General features: G+C 59.6%; 20 protein-coding genes and 1 pseudogene. 10 read left to right on the top strand and 11 right to left on the bottom strand.

Annotated features, from left to right (window positions below):
• Positions 1 to 50: 50 nt before the first annotated feature.
• Positions 51 to 731, top strand: coding sequence for a relaxase/mobilization nuclease domain-containing protein (locus Q1M04_RS08200; protein ID WP_300447211.1), 681 nt, complete (start codon positions 51 to 53; stop codon positions 729 to 731).
• A 227-nt stretch (positions 732 to 958) separates the two neighbouring features.
• Here Q1M04_RS08200 and Q1M04_RS08195 read toward each other — a convergent pair.
• Positions 959 to 1174: pseudogene (locus Q1M04_RS08195) on the bottom strand (hypothetical protein); the annotation flags it as partial.
• On the bottom strand, positions 1089 to 1466 hold the full coding sequence (locus Q1M04_RS08190) for a PrgI family protein (RefSeq protein WP_300345730.1): 378 nt from the start codon (positions 1464 to 1466) through the stop codon (positions 1089 to 1091). The pseudogene Q1M04_RS08195 and the gene Q1M04_RS08190, both read right to left, overlap by 86 nt.
• Here Q1M04_RS08190 and Q1M04_RS08185 point away from each other — a divergent pair.
• The 6 genes from Q1M04_RS08185 to Q1M04_RS08160 all read left to right on the top strand — a co-directional run bounded on the left by Q1M04_RS08185 (position 1348) and on the right by Q1M04_RS08160 (position 6701).
• Positions 1348 to 2013: an RNA polymerase sigma factor gene (locus Q1M04_RS08185; protein ID WP_300345728.1), complete on the top strand. Its 666-nt coding sequence runs from the start codon at positions 1348 to 1350 to the stop codon at positions 2011 to 2013. The genes Q1M04_RS08190 and Q1M04_RS08185 overlap by 119 nt on opposite strands.
• On the top strand, positions 2000 to 3709 hold the full coding sequence (locus tag Q1M04_RS08180) for a DUF4367 domain-containing protein (RefSeq protein WP_300447206.1): 1710 nt from the start codon (positions 2000 to 2002) through the stop codon (positions 3707 to 3709). Before Q1M04_RS08185 ends, Q1M04_RS08180 begins: the two co-directional genes overlap by 14 nt.
• Before the next feature lie 32 nt (positions 3710 to 3741).
• Positions 3742 to 4227: a hypothetical protein gene (locus Q1M04_RS08175; RefSeq protein WP_300345724.1), complete on the top strand. Its 486-nt coding sequence runs from the start codon at positions 3742 to 3744 to the stop codon at positions 4225 to 4227.
• A 56-nt stretch (positions 4228 to 4283) separates the two neighbouring features.
• Complete coding sequence (locus Q1M04_RS08170) at positions 4284 to 4874, top strand: hypothetical protein (RefSeq protein ID WP_300345722.1); 591 nt, start codon at positions 4284 to 4286, stop codon at positions 4872 to 4874.
• Between the two features lie 15 nt (positions 4875 to 4889).
• Positions 4890 to 5468: a hypothetical protein gene (locus Q1M04_RS08165; RefSeq protein WP_300345720.1), complete on the top strand. Its 579-nt coding sequence runs from the start codon at positions 4890 to 4892 to the stop codon at positions 5466 to 5468.
• Positions 5469 to 5591: 123 nt separating this feature from the next.
• Complete coding sequence (locus tag Q1M04_RS08160) at positions 5592 to 6701, top strand: hypothetical protein (RefSeq protein WP_300345719.1); 1110 nt, start codon at positions 5592 to 5594, stop codon at positions 6699 to 6701.
• 196 nt (positions 6702 to 6897) lie between these two features.
• On the opposite strand, the gene Q1M04_RS08155 is transcribed toward Q1M04_RS08160, so the two are convergent.
• From Q1M04_RS08155 to Q1M04_RS08120, 8 genes are read right to left on the bottom strand one after another with little or no spacing between them, the layout of a single operon-like run.
• The gene (locus Q1M04_RS08155) at positions 6898 to 7485 is read right to left on the bottom strand and encodes a type II secretion system F family protein (protein ID WP_300345717.1); all 588 of its coding nucleotides are present in this window, start codon (positions 7483 to 7485) and stop codon (positions 6898 to 6900) included.
• A 17-nt stretch (positions 7486 to 7502) separates the two neighbouring features.
• Positions 7503 to 7730 carry a hypothetical protein gene (locus tag Q1M04_RS08150; RefSeq protein ID WP_300345715.1) on the bottom strand — a complete coding sequence of 76 codons (228 nt, stop codon included), beginning with the start codon at positions 7728 to 7730 and terminating at the stop codon, positions 7503 to 7505.
• 49 nt (positions 7731 to 7779) lie between these two features.
• Positions 7780 to 8898, bottom strand: coding sequence for a type IV pilus twitching motility protein PilT (locus Q1M04_RS08145; protein WP_300345713.1), 1119 nt, complete (start codon positions 8896 to 8898; stop codon positions 7780 to 7782).
• A gap of 15 nt (positions 8899 to 8913) precedes the next feature.
• A complete protein-coding gene (locus Q1M04_RS08140) occupies positions 8914 to 10608 on the bottom strand; it encodes a GspE/PulE family protein (RefSeq protein ID WP_297999462.1) in 1695 nt (564 codons plus the stop codon).
• On the bottom strand, positions 10605 to 11120 hold the full coding sequence (locus tag Q1M04_RS08135) for a prepilin-type N-terminal cleavage/methylation domain-containing protein (RefSeq protein ID WP_297999464.1): 516 nt from the start codon (positions 11118 to 11120) through the stop codon (positions 10605 to 10607). The genes Q1M04_RS08140 and Q1M04_RS08135 overlap by 4 nt, the downstream gene beginning before the upstream one ends.
• The gene (locus Q1M04_RS08130) at positions 11117 to 11530 is read right to left on the bottom strand and encodes a hypothetical protein (protein ID WP_297999466.1); all 414 of its coding nucleotides are present in this window, start codon (positions 11528 to 11530) and stop codon (positions 11117 to 11119) included. The genes Q1M04_RS08135 and Q1M04_RS08130 overlap by 4 nt, the downstream gene beginning before the upstream one ends.
• Complete coding sequence (locus tag Q1M04_RS08125) at positions 11527 to 11811, bottom strand: hypothetical protein (RefSeq protein WP_297999467.1); 285 nt, start codon at positions 11809 to 11811, stop codon at positions 11527 to 11529. The genes Q1M04_RS08130 and Q1M04_RS08125 overlap by 4 nt, the downstream gene beginning before the upstream one ends.
• Positions 11812 to 11819: 8 nt before the next feature.
• Positions 11820 to 12902, bottom strand: a complete 1083-nt coding sequence (locus Q1M04_RS08120; RefSeq protein ID WP_297999469.1) for a type II secretion system protein — start codon at positions 12900 to 12902, stop codon at positions 11820 to 11822.
• A 169-nt stretch (positions 12903 to 13071) separates the two neighbouring features.
• Here Q1M04_RS08120 and Q1M04_RS08115 point away from each other — a divergent pair, with 169 nt between their 5' ends.
• Positions 13072 to 13419, top strand: coding sequence for a helix-turn-helix domain-containing protein (locus Q1M04_RS08115; RefSeq protein ID WP_204789995.1), 348 nt, complete (start codon positions 13072 to 13074; stop codon positions 13417 to 13419).
• Positions 13420 to 13422: 3 nt separating this feature from the next.
• Here Q1M04_RS08115 and Q1M04_RS08110 read toward each other — a convergent pair whose 3' ends face one another.
• Positions 13423 to 13656: a hypothetical protein gene (locus Q1M04_RS08110; RefSeq protein WP_297300910.1), complete on the bottom strand. Its 234-nt coding sequence runs from the start codon at positions 13654 to 13656 to the stop codon at positions 13423 to 13425.
• A gap of 231 nt (positions 13657 to 13887) precedes the next feature.
• Between Q1M04_RS08110 and Q1M04_RS08105 the strand changes: the two genes are divergently transcribed.
• Together Q1M04_RS08105 and Q1M04_RS08100 are read left to right on the top strand one after the other, a co-directional pair.
• Positions 13888 to 14637: a LytTR family DNA-binding domain-containing protein gene (locus tag Q1M04_RS08105; protein WP_293279138.1), complete on the top strand. Its 750-nt coding sequence runs from the start codon at positions 13888 to 13890 to the stop codon at positions 14635 to 14637.
• Positions 14634 to 16091, top strand: a complete 1458-nt coding sequence (locus tag Q1M04_RS08100) for a sensor histidine kinase (protein WP_297999472.1) — start codon at positions 14634 to 14636, stop codon at positions 16089 to 16091. The genes Q1M04_RS08105 and Q1M04_RS08100 overlap by 4 nt, the downstream gene beginning before the upstream one ends.
• The last annotated feature ends 64 nt before the right edge of the window (positions 16092 to 16155 follow it).

Genomic DNA, 16155 nt, shown 5'->3' with positions numbered 1-16155 from the left:
TGAAAAAGGCTCTTGACTACATCGAGAACCCGGAGAAAACCGAGGACAAAATGCTGGTGTCCTCCTTTGGTTGCTCCTATGAAACGGCGGACATAGAATTTGAAATGCTGCTTGCCCAGGCCATCCAAAAAGGCAACAATCTGGCGCACCACCTGATACAGTCCTTTGCTCCCGGCGAGGCCACGCCGGAGCAGGCCCACGAGATTGGGAAGCGGCTAGCCGACGAGGTTTTGCAGGGCAAGTACCCCTATGTGCTGACAACGCACATCGACAAGGGCCATGTCCATAATCACATCATTTTCTGTGCCGCAGATATGGTGAACTGCCGGAAATATGTTTCCAACAAGGAAGCAAGAGCTGTGAGCATACCAAAGATGAACTATCCGCAGTACCGCAAGGCCCGGAGGCTGACGCGGGAGTGCTGCAACAATGTGGGCGGCAACTGCCTCCTGCTGGACGACGGGGAGGAATGTATCTGTGTGCAGAGCATTTCCTACTCCCTGCTGTGCCGCTGGTTCCGGGCGGCTGTCCTCCCGCTGGACGCGGTTCTGTGCGCCGAGATCACAAAGGGCCACGACCATTTGAAACGGTGCTGTGAGTGCGGGGCCAGCTTCACGCCGAAGTCCAATCGGGCGAAATACTGCCCCGCCTGCGCCAAGAAAATGCGCCGTCGAAAGGAGGCCGAACGGCAGAGGAAAAGATACCATCGGCCTACGCATTTAGAGGGGTAAAAGCCCGCTGTTTTCAGGGCTTCCGGGGGCCGGTAGTTGGGGTAGCTGAATGATTTATCAAATACCTGCTGAAACGGCGTTCTAAATGCGTAGAAAATGAACGCAAAAAACCGGGGCGCAGGGGCCAACATTTCGGCTCCCGCGCCCCGGTTTATACTGGCAATCTGCCTCCAACTGTGATATGATACTGTCAAATCTGAATAGAGAGGTTTTCAGAATGGGTAAGGAAGCTGGTAATTGGTATCGGAAAATTCAATGCACTTGGAGTAGGAACGCAGGTTCAGCCTGCAAACGCCGTCCTGATACATGACCTCGTAGGGGATGCTCTCCTGGGCGGTATGGGGCTTGCCGTCGCCCTTATACCTGCGGATGATGGCCTGAATTTCCCGCTTTTCGGCGCGGGACAGCTTTACCGGCCTGCCGCCGTTTTGCTTTCTGGACAACCGCTTTCACCTCCGTTTCCATTTGACGCTGCCGCTCCAACACGGCGTAAAGGTTATTGGTCTGATAGGGCCGCACCTTTGGCATGGTGAAGCGGTTTCGGACGATCTGCCCGATCACCACCTCCAACGGCTGGCCGTGCTTCTCGTACAGTCCGAACAGCAGGCCGGGGAGCATGGCGAAGATCATCACCAGGGCGGCGGCGCTGGTGGGGATGCTGCCCCGGAGCATAAAAAAGAGCGGCAAACCCATCAGGAGCGCCGCGCCGAAGCATACGATCTGCCGTTTTGTCAAGCCGAACAGCATTGACAGCTTGTATCTGCAATATTCGCCGAAAATGGTGGCGATAGCCATGCGTGCGGGCTTTTCTATAGAGGAAGCGGAGGACCTCACCCAGGAGGCGTTTCTGCTCTTTTTGACGAAGGCCCCGACGCTACAGGAAGACCGCCGCTCTCCTGGCGGCTATCTGTTCGTCACACTGCGGAACCTGATCGGGGACGCCCTGCGGCAGCGCCGGAGAAGGAAGACCCTGTCTTATGGGGAAGTGCCGGACGAGGGAAGGGAAGACGCGTATTTTACCTCCCTGCGGGACACGCTTCCGCCGGAGCTGGAGGAAAGGGACCGGGAAATCCTGATTGCCTATTACGATGAGCAAGTGGGCTATGAGGAATTGTCCAAACGGCTGGGCATTCCCGTGGAGCGGTGCAGGGTACGGGTCTTCCGGGCGAAGAACCGATGCCGCAGGCTCCTGGAAAATCAAGAAAATTTTTCGGGGCTGGAAACAAAAGGCCCCTCTGAGACAATTAGAGGGATAGGAGGTGATCCGAATGCTTCACGATGATCGAAACCGTGAGGAGGTCCGCCAATTGGAGGACGACTTTTTCGACTGGCTTGAAACGGCGGACGCCGAAGAGCTGGAAAGCGGGACCCTGGATGGATTCCTGGAAGAGCTGGAGCGGGTGGACCCTCTGCCTGGCGGCTTCGACCCGGAAAGGTCCCTGGCGGACTTCCACGAGAAATACGCGGCGTTCCTGGAGCCTCAGAGCCGGGGAAGGCGTCAAAACCGTATGTCCCGCCGGGCGTTTTGGGCCGTAGCGGCGGTGATTGCGGTGCTGGCCTCCATGGTGACGGTTCAGGCTTTTGGCATGGACATCTTCGGCTTTTTCGGCCGGTGGACGGATGAGCAGTTTACATTCACCGGCTCGGCGGACAAGGCGGGCTATCAGGAGAAGGACCGGAACTACCCCTTTGCGGAAGGAGAGACTGCGGAGTTTTCGACTCTCGACGAGGCGCTGGAAGCGTTTCGGATAAACCTTCCCTTGGTCCCCCATTGGTTTCCGGAGCGGTTTGGGGAGCTTGAGGTTACAGGCTCTGTGATGCCTTCTGGGATGCTGATTTTTGCCAGTTCTGGGGAAGGGGAACAATTTCTGACAGTCGAATACTCCGAATTTGGGGAAGACGGCCCCGCTGTTGTCGTTGAAAAGGATAAAAATGAGACTATTGTCTATGAAACCAACGGTATGCGGCACTATATTGTAACTGATCATGGCGACTGCAGGGCGGCATGGACTGTAGACAATATACTGTGTATTATTTGCGCTCCAATCACAGTGGAGGAAATGGAACGAATCATTGGCTCCATCTATTCCGATATAGACAGGAAACGGATGATCGAGTTGATCTACACCGGAAACGGAGGGGACCCTGCATTGGCTTCAGGGGAAGAGAAGCTGCACTACCGCTCTATTGAGGAGGCGCTGGAGGAATTTCAGCTGGATATTGCCGCCCCAAAATGGTTCCCGGAGCAGTTCGGGGAGCTGGAAGTGACCGGCACCGTCATGCCGGGTCAGAAGTCTATTTATGCCTGGGTGGAGACGGACCAAAAGGATTTTTTAGGCATCAGCTATGCAAAATACGGAGAGGGTATTCCTGGGACAGTCATTGAAAAGGACGGCAATTCCCCTGTTCTCTATGAGAGTGGAGGCGTCCGGCACTATCTCCTGACCGATCATAACTGGCGTAAGGCGGCCTGGATACAGGACGGGATTGAGTGCATCATCGGAGGAACCGTCACGGAAGAGGAGATGAAAAGAATCATTGACTCCATTTATCTCGACGGGGAAAAGGAGGCTCCCAGTGACGAGTACGCCGGCTTGTTACAGGCCGCTCTTGATGAGTGCGGAATTTCAGGGGAGTTTGTTCCAACCTGGTACCCGGAGGGGTTTGAGGCGTCTGAGCCGGAGATTATCCGCACGAGTCGGAGCGACATTGTGAACACGATGTTTCAAGATGCCGGAGAACGTTTTTTCAGCATAAGGATACATCGCTATCATTCGTCAGAAGATGTGGAATCATTTATATTTGAAAAGGATAAAACCCCTGTCGAACAGTATACTAGCGGCACGAAAACGGTTTACATACTGTCCAACAATGACACCATTACCACAACCTGGTCCGACGGATTGATCTTTGAAACGATATGTGGCAATCTCACGGTGGAAGAATTTAAAAAGATCATTGATTCCATTGATTCGTAGGCCCGGCCCGCTGGGGGAAAGGAGAAGCAGCCATGACTGAAAGAACCGGAAAACGCCTCACTATCGCGGTGCTGCCGGTCTGGATCGTCCTTCAGCTCTGCGCAAGCGTGGATATCGTGACACACAGCCTCTGCACGGTCTACTATCCCGGCAGGACCGCAGTTCTGACGGCGCTGTGGCTTTTGAGCCTGGCGGCGCTGGACGCGCTGGTGTACTTCTACGGCGGGCGGAGGCTGCTTTGGGAGCTGAAATGGTACTGGGGTACCTGCGGGGTGCTGCTTGCCGCGCTGTTCCTTGTAGGCAGGCCGATCCTCTTCGCCGTGCTGGTTTATGGAATCACGCCTTTCCCTCAGATGCTGCTGGCGTCCTATCTGCTGGTCGAGAAGGGACTGGGCCTGTCGGGGAAAGCCGCAGATACGACGGCCCTGGTCCTGACGGTGGCGCTGATTGCGGGACATTTTCTCTGGCTGCGCCGACTGGAGCGCCGTGCGGCGGAGGGAGAGGAATTACGGATATGAATGCGTGGGCCATGGATACTAAACAGAAAACTCTATAGTGAAAGGGGTAACTCATTATGCAAATTCAAAACTATTTCCGCGGTTATGTGAGCAGTGTTATCGCGCGGGACCAGGCGAAGTTTGAAAAATCTCCGGCAGTGAAAAAGGCCGCCCAAAAGGAGGCCCAGGCCGCTTTGTCGGACGATGTGGTGGCACAGATCAAGGAACACGCAAAAAAAGACGCCCAGGTAAATGTCTATATGCAGAAGGACTACATCCAGATGATCAACGCGCATAAGCAGCAGCGTGTGTCTCCGGACCGGCAGGATGCGATTTTCCGGGCAAACATGGCAATAAACAGTGCGGCCAGGGGGAAGGGGAGCCCCGACCTTCTCTCCATGATGCTTGGAAAGTATTCCATGAAGGCGTGGATCGGAGGGTTGGTGGATACCGCCGAAATCTATGCTCCCAATGGGGAAATGATTGCCGGTTATAACAGCAACGGCGGCTGGACGGAGATTTCTACGGAGGCTGAATATCAGTTTTTGCATCAGGCAGATCAAATCTACCACGATGCATTTCGGGAAGCCCGAGAGGAAATTAACGCCGCATCGAAAAGTCCCGCGCCGGAACCCGTCGGCGATACGACCTTTGACACGCGTGTGTAATCAGGAGGGAACAGTATGGTCAGCCCATTGTCAAACAGTACCAGCACCCCGGTAAAATGGGGGCAGAGCGCCAAGACCCAAAAGGCGGGAAAAAGGACCGCCGAAAGTGCTATGACCGACGGCTTTGTGGAGCAAATCAAGAAGCACGCAAAGGAAGATGCCCAGCGAGGTGTCTATATGTCGCCGGAATTTAACCAAATGCGGCTTGCACACATGAAACAGTGCGTATCCCCTGACCGCTCCGGGCCAAAGGCAGAGGTAATGTCCGCAATTCAGGCGGCGTTAAAGGAACCCCATCCTCTGCTCCAGGCGTTGGAGATCATGCTGGATAAACTGTCCGGGGGCGGCTCCGCGAACCTCAAAATCAGCGGAGTTCATCAGGCTGCTGAGGTGTTCGCTCCCAATGGAGAATCCATTGCGTTTTATAGCAGTAATAACGGATGGATGGACATTCAGACCAAGGAAGAGCACAAATATTACAGTGAAACGGCATCCGTATACTTGCAGGCGTACCGGGAGGCCCGCGCGGAGATGAAAGCCGCAGCGGAAGTCCCTGCGGCGGAATCCACCGCATCCTTTGATACACGCATATAAGAAAACAGAGCTTAACAGAAATCAAAGACTGAAAAAGTGATCCCATGGTGGGACATGATTCCTGCCCGGAATTGAATCTCACCATGGGATTTATGCTTGCTTTTTGCTATAAGGAGACGCCCTATGAACTTCATCAGAAAAACATGGCTGATTATGATTCTCTGCTTGCTTCTTACCGCCTGCGGCGCAGATTCGCCAACTGCCCCGACTGATCCACCGGAGGAACCGCCTGTGGAAACCACCGGGGAACCCGCCTCCGGCGTGATTTTTACTTACAACGGCAAGGACTACGATTTACAGGAGCGGGACCCCATGATCAATTCGATCATGGCGGAGACCCCGGTGGGCAGCATCATTGTAGTGGAAGGACACATCGGCCCCGATGCGGGTTATTATGGAATCTTTGACACGGAGACAGAGGCATTTGTGAAGGATATTGAAGGGGCTAACCTGTCCTGGAGAGACGATGACATCTCCACAGCGGCTTATAGCATCTGGTCCGAGATATACGGCTATGACGGCAATCTGCTGAAAAAGCTGGACCTGTCGGAATCCGAGTATATCAGCGGCCTCACATGGAAGGACAGCCGGCATCTGACGGTGGAGATTAGCTCTATCAACAGCGAAGCGCCGGAGACTTTGGAGATTGCAGTGGACGAGGGGGCACCGCAGTCCCCAAGGTCGGAGAAAATACGGCTGGATGGTGAAATCATTCCCTGGGAGCAGTTCCCCATCCCCGAGGCGGAGGCGTTCGGGCTTACAGGTAAGGATGCCAGTCTATATGAAGCCGCTGTCAGTCAGTTCAACCGTAATGAAACGCCGGAGTATTTCACTTCCGACGATGACCTGGACCTGATTCTGCCCTCCGCCAGCGTGTTTGGCAAATACTCAACAGACGAGGGCAATACCGTGTATGTTGTCAATTTCGTGAAATGCTTTTTCTATGATCTCGGAAGCGGGCTCGACGACCTGGACAATCCGGTTTATACATATGAATCCTTGAATAACCTGGCGTCCATTACTTTGGACCATGACGGAAAACTGGTTTCCTTTGATGAATTGGGCGATGGAAAAGACGATTCCGCCGTTTACCGATTCTGCGGTCCTTTGACAGATATTGCAGAAAAGCTCCTCGCTCCCGGCGGTTGGCCGGAAGAAAGCGCCCGTATTCCTGATACGGGCAGCTATGAGGAGATGCTGCAACAATACCTGAATTACTATTTCGAGAGATAGGCGCTTTGCTCAGCGGGGAGGTTTCTATGCACGATTTTATCGGTTTGATTTTCTATATGTTCCGGCGGGCGGTCCCTCCTGCTCTGATGGGTTTGGCCGCAGGCGCGGCGCTGCTTGTTCCGCTGAATCGGAAATGCCGCCGGGAAGGGGCGCGCTTTCCAAAGGGACAAGCCGCGGCGATTCTGCTTCTGCTGTGCTACCTGGGCGGGCTGGCCGCGGTCACGCTTATGGACCGCATGGGGAGCGGGATACGAATGCGCATGCCAAGCTGCATCTTAGCCAGGGCAATCCCGCCCTTCGCCGTGGTCCCATAGAGCCGCACGGCGAAGATCACCAAGGCGGCGAGGGCCACTAGAACCAGGGTATATTTCTGGAAGAAACCGCTCATGGCAATGAGGACCCTGGTGGGCCAGGGCAGGTCGATGCTCATGCCCTCGAACACCCCCACAAAGGTGGGCACGGCGTAAAGCATGATAATCGCCACCACCACCACCGCCACCAGAATGACGAACATGGGATAGGTCAGGGCGGACACCACGCTCTCATGGGTCTTGTTCATCCTCTCGAAGTAGTCCGCCATTCTCTGGAACGCCGCCTGTAAATCGCCGGATTCCTCCCCGGCCCGGACGGTTTCCCGGAAGGTGACGGGCAGGGACTTGGCCCCCCGCTGCTCCAGGCTGTAGCTTAGGGACCAGCCGTTGGACACGTCCTCGGACACCTGCCGGAGGAGGGCGGAGAGGTTCTTGTCCGGGCACTGCTCCGCCACCAAATCCACCGTCTGCACCAGGGGCAGGCCCGCCTTTAAGATGATGGCGAACTGCTGGCAGGTGAGGGACAGGCTTTTGGCGCTGATTTTCTGGAGCCTGGACAGGGGTCCCGGGCGGCGGACTTGGGGACCTCCTTGATGGAGAGGACGATTTCGCAGCTCTGGCGGATCTGGTTCACGGCGTCGGTGCGGCTGACGGCCTCCACCACGCCGGAGACTTTTTCCCCGCTGGCGTAAGCGCCCTCATATTTGTAGGTGGGCATACATTATCTCCCTTCGTCCCGCGTCTCTCGTCCCCCGCGGGGGTGGGGGTTACTCAAGGGGGAGCCTGCTCCCCCTTGAAGGAGGCGGAGGAAACGGAGCGGAATGGATGTTCGGCGAAGCCGGACGCAATGGAGCGGAGTTTTTGACGCCGGGGTCTCTCAGGGCGCTCTCGAAGGTCTCCTTGCTGATGGTCCCGGCGGCGTAGAGGGCGTTCAGGGCCTTGTCCATCAGGATGTTCCCCAGGGACCCGGTGGTCTGGATGGAGTTTGCGATCTGGGGGGTCTTGCCCTCCCGGATGAGGTTCCGGATGGCTCCGTCGGTCTTCATCACCTCACAGGCCAGCACCCGGCCCCCGCCCACCTTGGGCAGGAGCTGCTGGCTGAGAACGGCTTTTAAGGACATGGAGAGCTGGAGGCGGATCTGCTGCTGCCGCTCGGCGGGGAACACGTCCACAATGCGGTCAATGGAGTCGGCGGCGGAGTTGGTGTGGACGGTGCCGAAAACCAGGTGCCCCGTCTCGGCGGCGGTCAGCGCCGTCTCGATGGTCTCCAGGTCCCGCATCTCGCCCACGAGAATCACGTCCGGGTCCTCCCGCAAAGCGGCCCGGAGGCCGGTGGCGAAGCTCCCCGTGTCCCGGCCGATCTCCCGCTGGTTGATAACGCACTTTTCCGGGGTGTAGACGTATTCGATGGGGTCCTCCAGGGTGAGGATATGCTTGGCCTCATTGCGGTTGATTTGATTCAGCACCGCCGCCAGGGTGGTGGACTTGCCGGAGCCGGTCTCGCCGGTGATGAGCACCAGCCCCTGGCTGTAGGCGGGGAATTCGCCGACCACCTTGGGAAGGCCCAGCTCGGACAAGTCGGGAATGTGGTCGTTCAAAAGCCGGATGGCGGCGGACCAGGCCTCCTGCTGGCGGAAGAGGTTCACCCGGCAGCGGACCCCGGCGATGGTCAGCGCCAGGTCCAGCTCGCCCACGGCCTCCCCGTGGCGGATTTCAGACCCGGCCAGCTCCCGGGCGGCCACCAGGCAGTCGTCCGACGTCAGGGGCGCGCCCTCCATCTCCCGGATGGCGCCGTCCACCCGGTAGCGGGGGTTCAGGCCCCGGACCAGATGAATATCGGAGGCCCCGTCCTTCCGGGCCTTTTCTACGTATTCTTTAACACTCATAGATTTTCCTCCTCTTTATCCGCCGCCCAGGACCCGGTGGACCTCCTCGCTGGAGGTCACGCCGTCCAAAACCAGCTTGCGGCAGTTTTCCATGATGGGGTGAAAGTCCGCCTGATCCATAGCCGCCTCCAAATCCTTGAGGGAGCGGGAGTGGATGGCCCGCCGGATGGCGGGATTGACGGGAAGAATCTCAAAGACGCCGGTCCGGCCCCGGTAGCCGGTGCCGAAGCACTCGCCGCAGCCCGCGCCCCGGTAGAAGGTGTACTCTCCCGGGGGGAGGCCCAGGGCCTCCCGCTCCTCCGCCGAGGGGGCGTAGGGCTTTTTGCAGTGGGGGCAGACCTTGCGCAGCAGCCGCTGGGAGACGATGCCCTTCACCGCCCCGGCGATGAGGTAGGGCTCCACGCCGATGTCCAGCAGCCGGTCGATGGAGCTGACGGCGTTGTTGGTGTGGATGGTGGAGAGGACCAAATGTCCAGTCATGGCGGCCCGCATGGCGATCTCGGCGGTCTCGCCGTCCCGGATTTCGCCCACGGCGATGATGTCCGGGTCCTGGCGGAGGACGGAGCGGAGGACGCTGGCGAAGGTCAGGCCGGTTTTGTCGTTGATCTGGACCTGGCAGATGCCGTCGATGTGATATTCCACCGGGTCCTCCAGGGACACGAGGTTTACTTCCTCGCTTTTCAGGCGGTCAATCATAGCGTACAGGGTGGAGGTCTTGCCGGAGCCCGTGGGGCCCACCATGAGGATGACGCCCTCGGTGGCGTTGTCCACCAGCCGGCAGAACCGCTCCCGGTTGTCCCCCTCCAGGCCGATGCCCTCCAGGGTGGCAAGCTCCGGGGTCTTCCGCAGGAGGCGGATGACCACCTTCTCGCCGTGGATGGTGGGCAGGGTGGAGATACGCAGGTCCAGGCTCTCCTGGCGGACGGTGACGTTGGCCCGTCCGTCCTGGGGAATCAGCTTCTGGGCGATGTCCATCCGGGCCATGATCTTTAAGCGGGAGATGACGGAGCTCTGGAGCTCCCGGGGCACCGGGATGATGGCCCGGAGGGCCCCGTCGATGCGCATGCGGATGGTCATGCTGTCCTCGCCGGGCTCCATGTGGATGTCGGAGGCCCCTTCCGTACAGGCCCGGTCGATGATGGAGTTCACCAGCCGGATGGCCGGGGCGGCGTCCGCCTCGTCCTCGTCCACGGTCATGCTCTGGGGCTGGGCCGGGGCGGCGGCGCCGTACTGGCTGCCAAGGAGATCCCGCTGCATGTCCTCGATGGCCTGCATGGCCCCCTGGTTGCTGTAGAGGTTCTGGACCGCCCGCTCCACGGCGGCGGAGGCGGCGATGAGGGGAATGACCCGCCGCCGGGTGATGGCCCGGACCTCCTCAATGGCCACGAAGTTCAGGGGGTCCGCCATGGCCAGGTGCACGTCCGTCCGGGTGGCCCGGACCGGCACGGCCATGTGCTTTTTCGCCGCGCTCTTGGGCAGGAGCTGAGCCATTTCCGGCGGGATGGGGTAGGTGTTCAGGTCGATGAACTCCACGCCCAATTGGCTCATCAGCGTGTCAATGAGCTGCCGCTCGGTGATGAAGCCGTGGGTTTGCAGGATGGAGCCCAGGCGCTGGCCGGTGTCCTCCTGGAGCGCCAGGGCCTCATCCAGCTGGGCCTGGGTGATGCAGCCGCTGTTGACCAGCAGGTCGCCGAGTTTGACGTATTTCATGATGTCCCTTCTTTCTCGGGTGGGTTCAGGCAGCGGATAACCACGCCGCCCTCCGGCGTCTGGGCGCTGATGCCGCTGTCCTTCCAGGTGACCTTCAGATGCAAGGTGAAACAGGCCGCGTCCCGGTCATAGGTGATGTCCATGGCTTCGACCTGATAGTCTCCGTTTTTATAAGCGCCGCCACGGCCGTCTTTTTCCTTGGGCAGCAGCTCCTTGCCGCCGGCGTAGACCTGCCCGCTTTCCAAGGTGAGCCCGCGGCCGCCGTTGTAGGATTCCAGCGCGCCGTTCCCGGCGGTTTTGGTCTCGTGGGCGTAGCGCAACTCCCCGGCGATGGCGTCGGTGAGAGTGTTCAGCAAAAGCTGGGTTTCTGACTCCGCCGTGAGGTCGAAGTAGGTCTTCATGGCCACGCTGAGGCCCGTGTTCACCATCACGCAAAGCAGCATGAGGACGGCCACGGCGCAGAGCATTTCCACCAGGGAGAACCCGGCGCTGCTTTTCAGCTTCTTTTTCATCCGCCGCCTCCTGTCATGGCAAGGCCGGAAGAATCCGATCCGGGCAGCGGGTCTAGGGCGTAGGAGAGCAGGCGCGGGGTGCCGTAGAAATGGAGCCCATGCTCACTTTCGCCGGCGGCAGCGGGGATGGTCACGGCAGAACCGTCCTTGCTTAGGATGGTTATTGCGGTTCCGCCGGACAGGCCGCTGTAAATATCCGTCTCCAAGGAGCCGCCGGGGACCTTGCTCTGCCGTTCCGCCTTGGAGAGAGCCGTGTAGTAGTCTTCGTCCGCCGCCTGGGCCTGGAGGCCGATGCTGGTGGAGGCTGAAACGGCCCCCAGGAGCAGCATGACGGAAAGCGCGCAGATCAGTACGGAGGCCAGCACCTCCACCAGGGTCTCGCCCCGGGAGTTTCGCAGCTTCTCGCTCATCCGTCTGCCGCCTCCTTCTTGATTTCCCGGGTAATCCAGTCCAGCCGCCAGGTTACGGCCGGATCGGTTTGCTCCGTTGGGACAATCTCCGGGTTTTCGAATTGAACGGTGATATTGTCCCCGGTGGTGGGGCCATCCTTTGGCAGCCGGTCCGCCTCCTCGGGATATCCAAGCTCAGGCGTATTGACGGCGGTGAGCTCCGCCTCCATGACGTAGGTGGGATCGCCGGAGGTTCCGGGGTCCAGCCACGCCTTCAGATGGATGCGGCGGCTTTGCGACATGTCGGCGCTCACCTTAACCGTTTCGAATTGCTCCTCAATACCGGCGGCGTCAGATAGCTTACGGCGGTGTAAACGTTGGCGCCGCTTACGGTTCCGGAGACATTGAACAGCCCGGCGGCCTTGGATCCGAATCCCATATCGGCGCAGTCAATAAACCCGGCGGCATAGACGTTTGTCAAGGCGGAGCCCTTGCTGGTTCCGCCGTCCTTGCACTTGCCGATGAGCCCGGCGGCATAGGTTTCTCCCTTGAGGTAGCAGTCCGCGTAAGAGGTATCGACGTTTACCGTATGCTGGGCATTGCCCACCAGGCCCCCGGCGATGGTCCCGCTGATCAGGGAAGCCGCCAGGCTCTTCGAGATGGCAGTGGTCCCGCTTTTGCCGGACAGCTCGCCCGCCAGGCCTCCCGCGTTTGTGCCGTGGAGGATTTCGCCGTATTGATAGGGATTGCTCTTCTGGTCGCTGCCCAGCAGGCTGCGGAAGGTGACGTGTACCTTCAGCAGGTCCCCGTTCTCAACCTCCACCAGGACCTCCGGCGCGGGCAGGGGGGTGTAGGGAGTTCTGGCCTCCTGCTCGCCGCCGTAGTAGCCCAGCATGGGGCCGCTGTCGGGGCGCATCCGCTTATCCCGGTTCCCGGCGATGCTGAGGGCGTAATGAATATCTTGAATGTCCGGCCCCTCCGTATAGAACACGTCGGTGACGGCCCCGCTGGCGGTGTCATAGACAATGTAGAACTGCCCGTTCAAAAGCGCGGGATCGATGGCCCCGCCGGTCAGAAGCCCCAGGGCGGCGGCGGTGTCTTTTGCAACATAGACGAAAACCTGCTGCTCCCCGCCCTCGGCCAGGGTCTGCGCGCCGCCGCCTGTCAGCGCCTTTTCCAGCTGGCCGCTGCCGCCCAGCAGCACGGCCCGGTTCTCCGCGGCCATGTAGATATCCCGGGCGGCATTGTCCAGCTCGGTGATTTTGAGATAGTCCCGGTAGTAGGCCGCCGCCACGGCGGAGAGGCTCAGCAGGATCACCAGGATTGCCACCACGGCCAAAGTCTCCACCAGGGAGAAGCCGCGGCTTCCTTTGTTTTCAAAGCGTTGGACCATGTTTGCACCTCAATCCGTGTGTCTGACGGCAAAACTTTAGTGTATATCCGAATCGGATATGAAAAGCATTTTAACATATCCGAATCGGATATACAATAACTTTACTGGAAAAAGTAAGCAGAAAAAGCAAGCGGGATTGCTTGGACGCTGTTTTGAGAGGGGGGCGCTTATGGAGCTGGATTATCAGGCTATCGGCGTGCGCATCCGCCGTTTGCGCAAAGAGCGGGGGCTGACCCAGCAGACACTGGCGGAAATGTCCGGCCAGGAGCCGTCCAATATCTCCCATATCGAGCGGGGGGCCACAAAGCTCAGCCTTCCCACCCTGGTCAGCGTGGCCAACGCCCTGGAGGTGACGGTGGATCAGATTCTATGCGACAGCCTGCCCGCCTCCCGGTCCGTCTTCGAGACGGAGGCGGCCCATATTTTATCGGACTGTTCCCACCTGGAGCTGAAGATTATCACGGAGACCATCCGCACGCTGAAGGAGAATCTGCGGCGGCTGAAGCTCAGCGAGTGACCCTCAGTCGGACTGCGCCCGGGGCCAGCAGCAGACCCCCACGTCCAGGGAGATGTGCTCCCGGAGGTGGAAGTTGGCGTACCGGCAGAACCAGCAGCCGCTGCCGCAGGCCAGGCCCACCGTCCGCACGGTGAAGGCGGGGCAGCGCTGTGCCGGCCAGACGTTATAGCCGGTCATGGGCTTGCGGAGGGCCCGGGACTTTGCCGGTTCTCTCAGAAGATGGGTCTTTGGTTCCATCTGCGGCCTGCCTTTCTTCAGCGGTTGGAAGGGAAGCGTGCTTTCCGGATTGTGGGTGGAGCCGCGGGGCGTTTCCCGGCGGCCCGTTTTCCGAGCCTCTCCAAAACAGCTTGACAAATTCCGGGAGGGCGTGCTATGTTCATTGTAGCAGGAAACCCTTCGAATTTGATACTTTGCGTAAATTTGGTTTGATTTTGCGCGGAATTTGCACAGGGGGAGGCGGAGGCTTATATGATTAAACTGGCGCTGTGCGACGACGAGGCGGAGCAGCGGGAAGCGGTTGGAAAGCTTTTGCGGGAATACGCGGCCGCCAGGCCCTCCCTGGCGGTAAAGATGTCGGTATTCTCCTCGGGCCGCGACCTGCTGGCGGCGGCGGAGGAGTGCGGCGGCTTTGACCTTTACGTGCTGGACATCGTGATGCCGGAGCTCAGCGGCATCGAACTGGGCGTACGGCTGCGGGAGCTGCACAGCGGCGGGGCGATCATCTATCTGACCATCTCGCCCGAGTACGCCGTGGATTCTTACGCGGCCCGGGCGTTCTACTACCTCATGAAGCCGGCCCAGCCGGACAAGCTCTTCCAGGTGCTGGACCAGGCTGTGGCGGCGCTGGAAAAGCAGCGGGCCGCCTGTGTGACGGTCCGCACGAAGGATGGTCTGGAGCGGCTGCGGCTGGATGAAATTGTCTACGCCGAGCTGGTGGGCCGTGCGGTGCGCTACCACCTGGCGGACGGGACCGGCCTGAACAGCGTGACGGTGCGCGGCCCCTTCCAGGAGGAGACGGCGCCTCTGCTGGCGGACCCGAGATTCTTCCTCAGCGGGGCCAGCTTTGCGGTGAACCTGTTTTACGTCACCGCGGTGGAGCGGGGGTACCTCCGCATGGATGGCGGAGCCCGGGTCCCCCTGGCCCGGGGGCTGGCCGCCCTGGCAAAGCGCCGGTGGAGCGATTACTGGCTGAATGCCTCGGGAGGTGAAGGGCTGTGACGGCTTTGCGGGATATTTCCCAGCTCTGGGCGATGGCGCATGTTCTGGTTGTGTTTCTTTTGCTGTTTGAGCCGCGCCGCCCCTGGCGGCCTACGATTGCGATCTGTGTATCCGGTGCGGTCGTGATGAGCGTGGTGACCCTTGCGGCGGCGGCTGTCCTGGGGGTGCCTCCCTTTGCGCTCATCTTTTTCACCTGTTCACTGCCCAGCATGGCCCTGTTTTTCTGGATTTCCAAGTACCGGAATGGGAGGTTCTTCTTCCTCTTTTGCCTGTCGGATACCATGTGCATTTGGCTGATCCAGGTGACGAGCTTGCTGGACCGGCTGGTGGGAGGCGAGTATGCGGTGATGTTTGCTGGCCGCCTGATCCTCTTCCCCCTGGCGGAGTGGTTTATCTGGAAACAGCTGCGCCGCCCCTATCAGGAGCTTCAGCGGAAGCTGGAACGGGGCTGGTGGCTGTTTTCCCTCATTGGACTGCTTTACTATCTGATGCTCGTCATGGTGTCCATTCCCGTGGATGATCCGATGCCCGGCTGGAGGGGCCTTCTGCTTTTGCTGCTGGTGCTGGCGCTGATGCCCCTGACCTACATTTCCATTCTCCACTCCCTCTGGCGGCAGATGCGGATGTATGAAAACACCCGTCTGATGGAGGTCCAGCGGAAGGATTACGACGCCCTGTGCCAGAAGATGGAGGTGGGGCGCATTTACCGCCACGACATGCGCCACCATCTGGCCGCCGTGGAGGGCCTGCTCCAGCAGGGGGACAATGGGGGAGCGCTGAACTATGTCCGTTCCCTCAGCGGCGGACTGGAGGAGCTGGCGGAGCCGGTCCGCTGCGCCAACTCCGCCGTCAACGCGGTGCTGACGGCCTATATCGTCCAGGCCGGCAACGAAGGCTGCACCGCGGAGACGAAGCTCCGGGTTCCGGAAACGCTCCCCTTTGAGGAGACGGATATCTGCGTCATCCTGGCCAACGCCCTGGAAAACGCCGTCCACGCCTGTCAGGAGCTGCCGGAGGACCGGCGGCGGATCGGCGTGGAGCTGGAGCTGACGGAAAATCAGCGGCTGCTGATCTCGGTGGAGAACCCCTGGCCTTATCCGGTGGCCTTTGGACCGGACGGACTGCCGGAGAGCCCGAAGCGGGAGGGCCACGGCCTGGGCCTCCAGAGCGTGAAGCGGGTGACGGAGAAGTACGGCGGTCTTTTCCGGTGTCAGTGGGAGGAAGGGCGCTTTTTGTTCCGAACGGTGCTGATGCCGCCTGCCGGACCGGCGGCTCCCAAGGAAACCCGCGGCCCAAGCTGGGCGGCTCCGGTGGTTTGGGCCGCGCTGGCGTTCCTGCTTGCGATGAACCTTCTTCCGGCATTGGCGGACACCTTGGAGGAGCTTCCGCTGGTGGGCAGACTGTTTCTGGCCCTGGACTGGCGGACCTATGCCCTGATATTCGGGGGAAATTGACCGGCCCGGTCTGACTGCTGTGTTTTTGACCAAAATCCCCGGCTTTTTTGGGTGCTTTTGCAAT

The organism is uncultured Oscillibacter sp. (genome assembly GCF_950073225.1).
Classification (GTDB): domain Bacteria; phylum Bacillota; class Clostridia; order Oscillospirales; family Oscillospiraceae; genus Oscillibacter.
The sequence above is the reverse complement of the archived record's forward strand: the minus strand, read 5'-3'. Positions and strand labels throughout refer to the sequence as shown.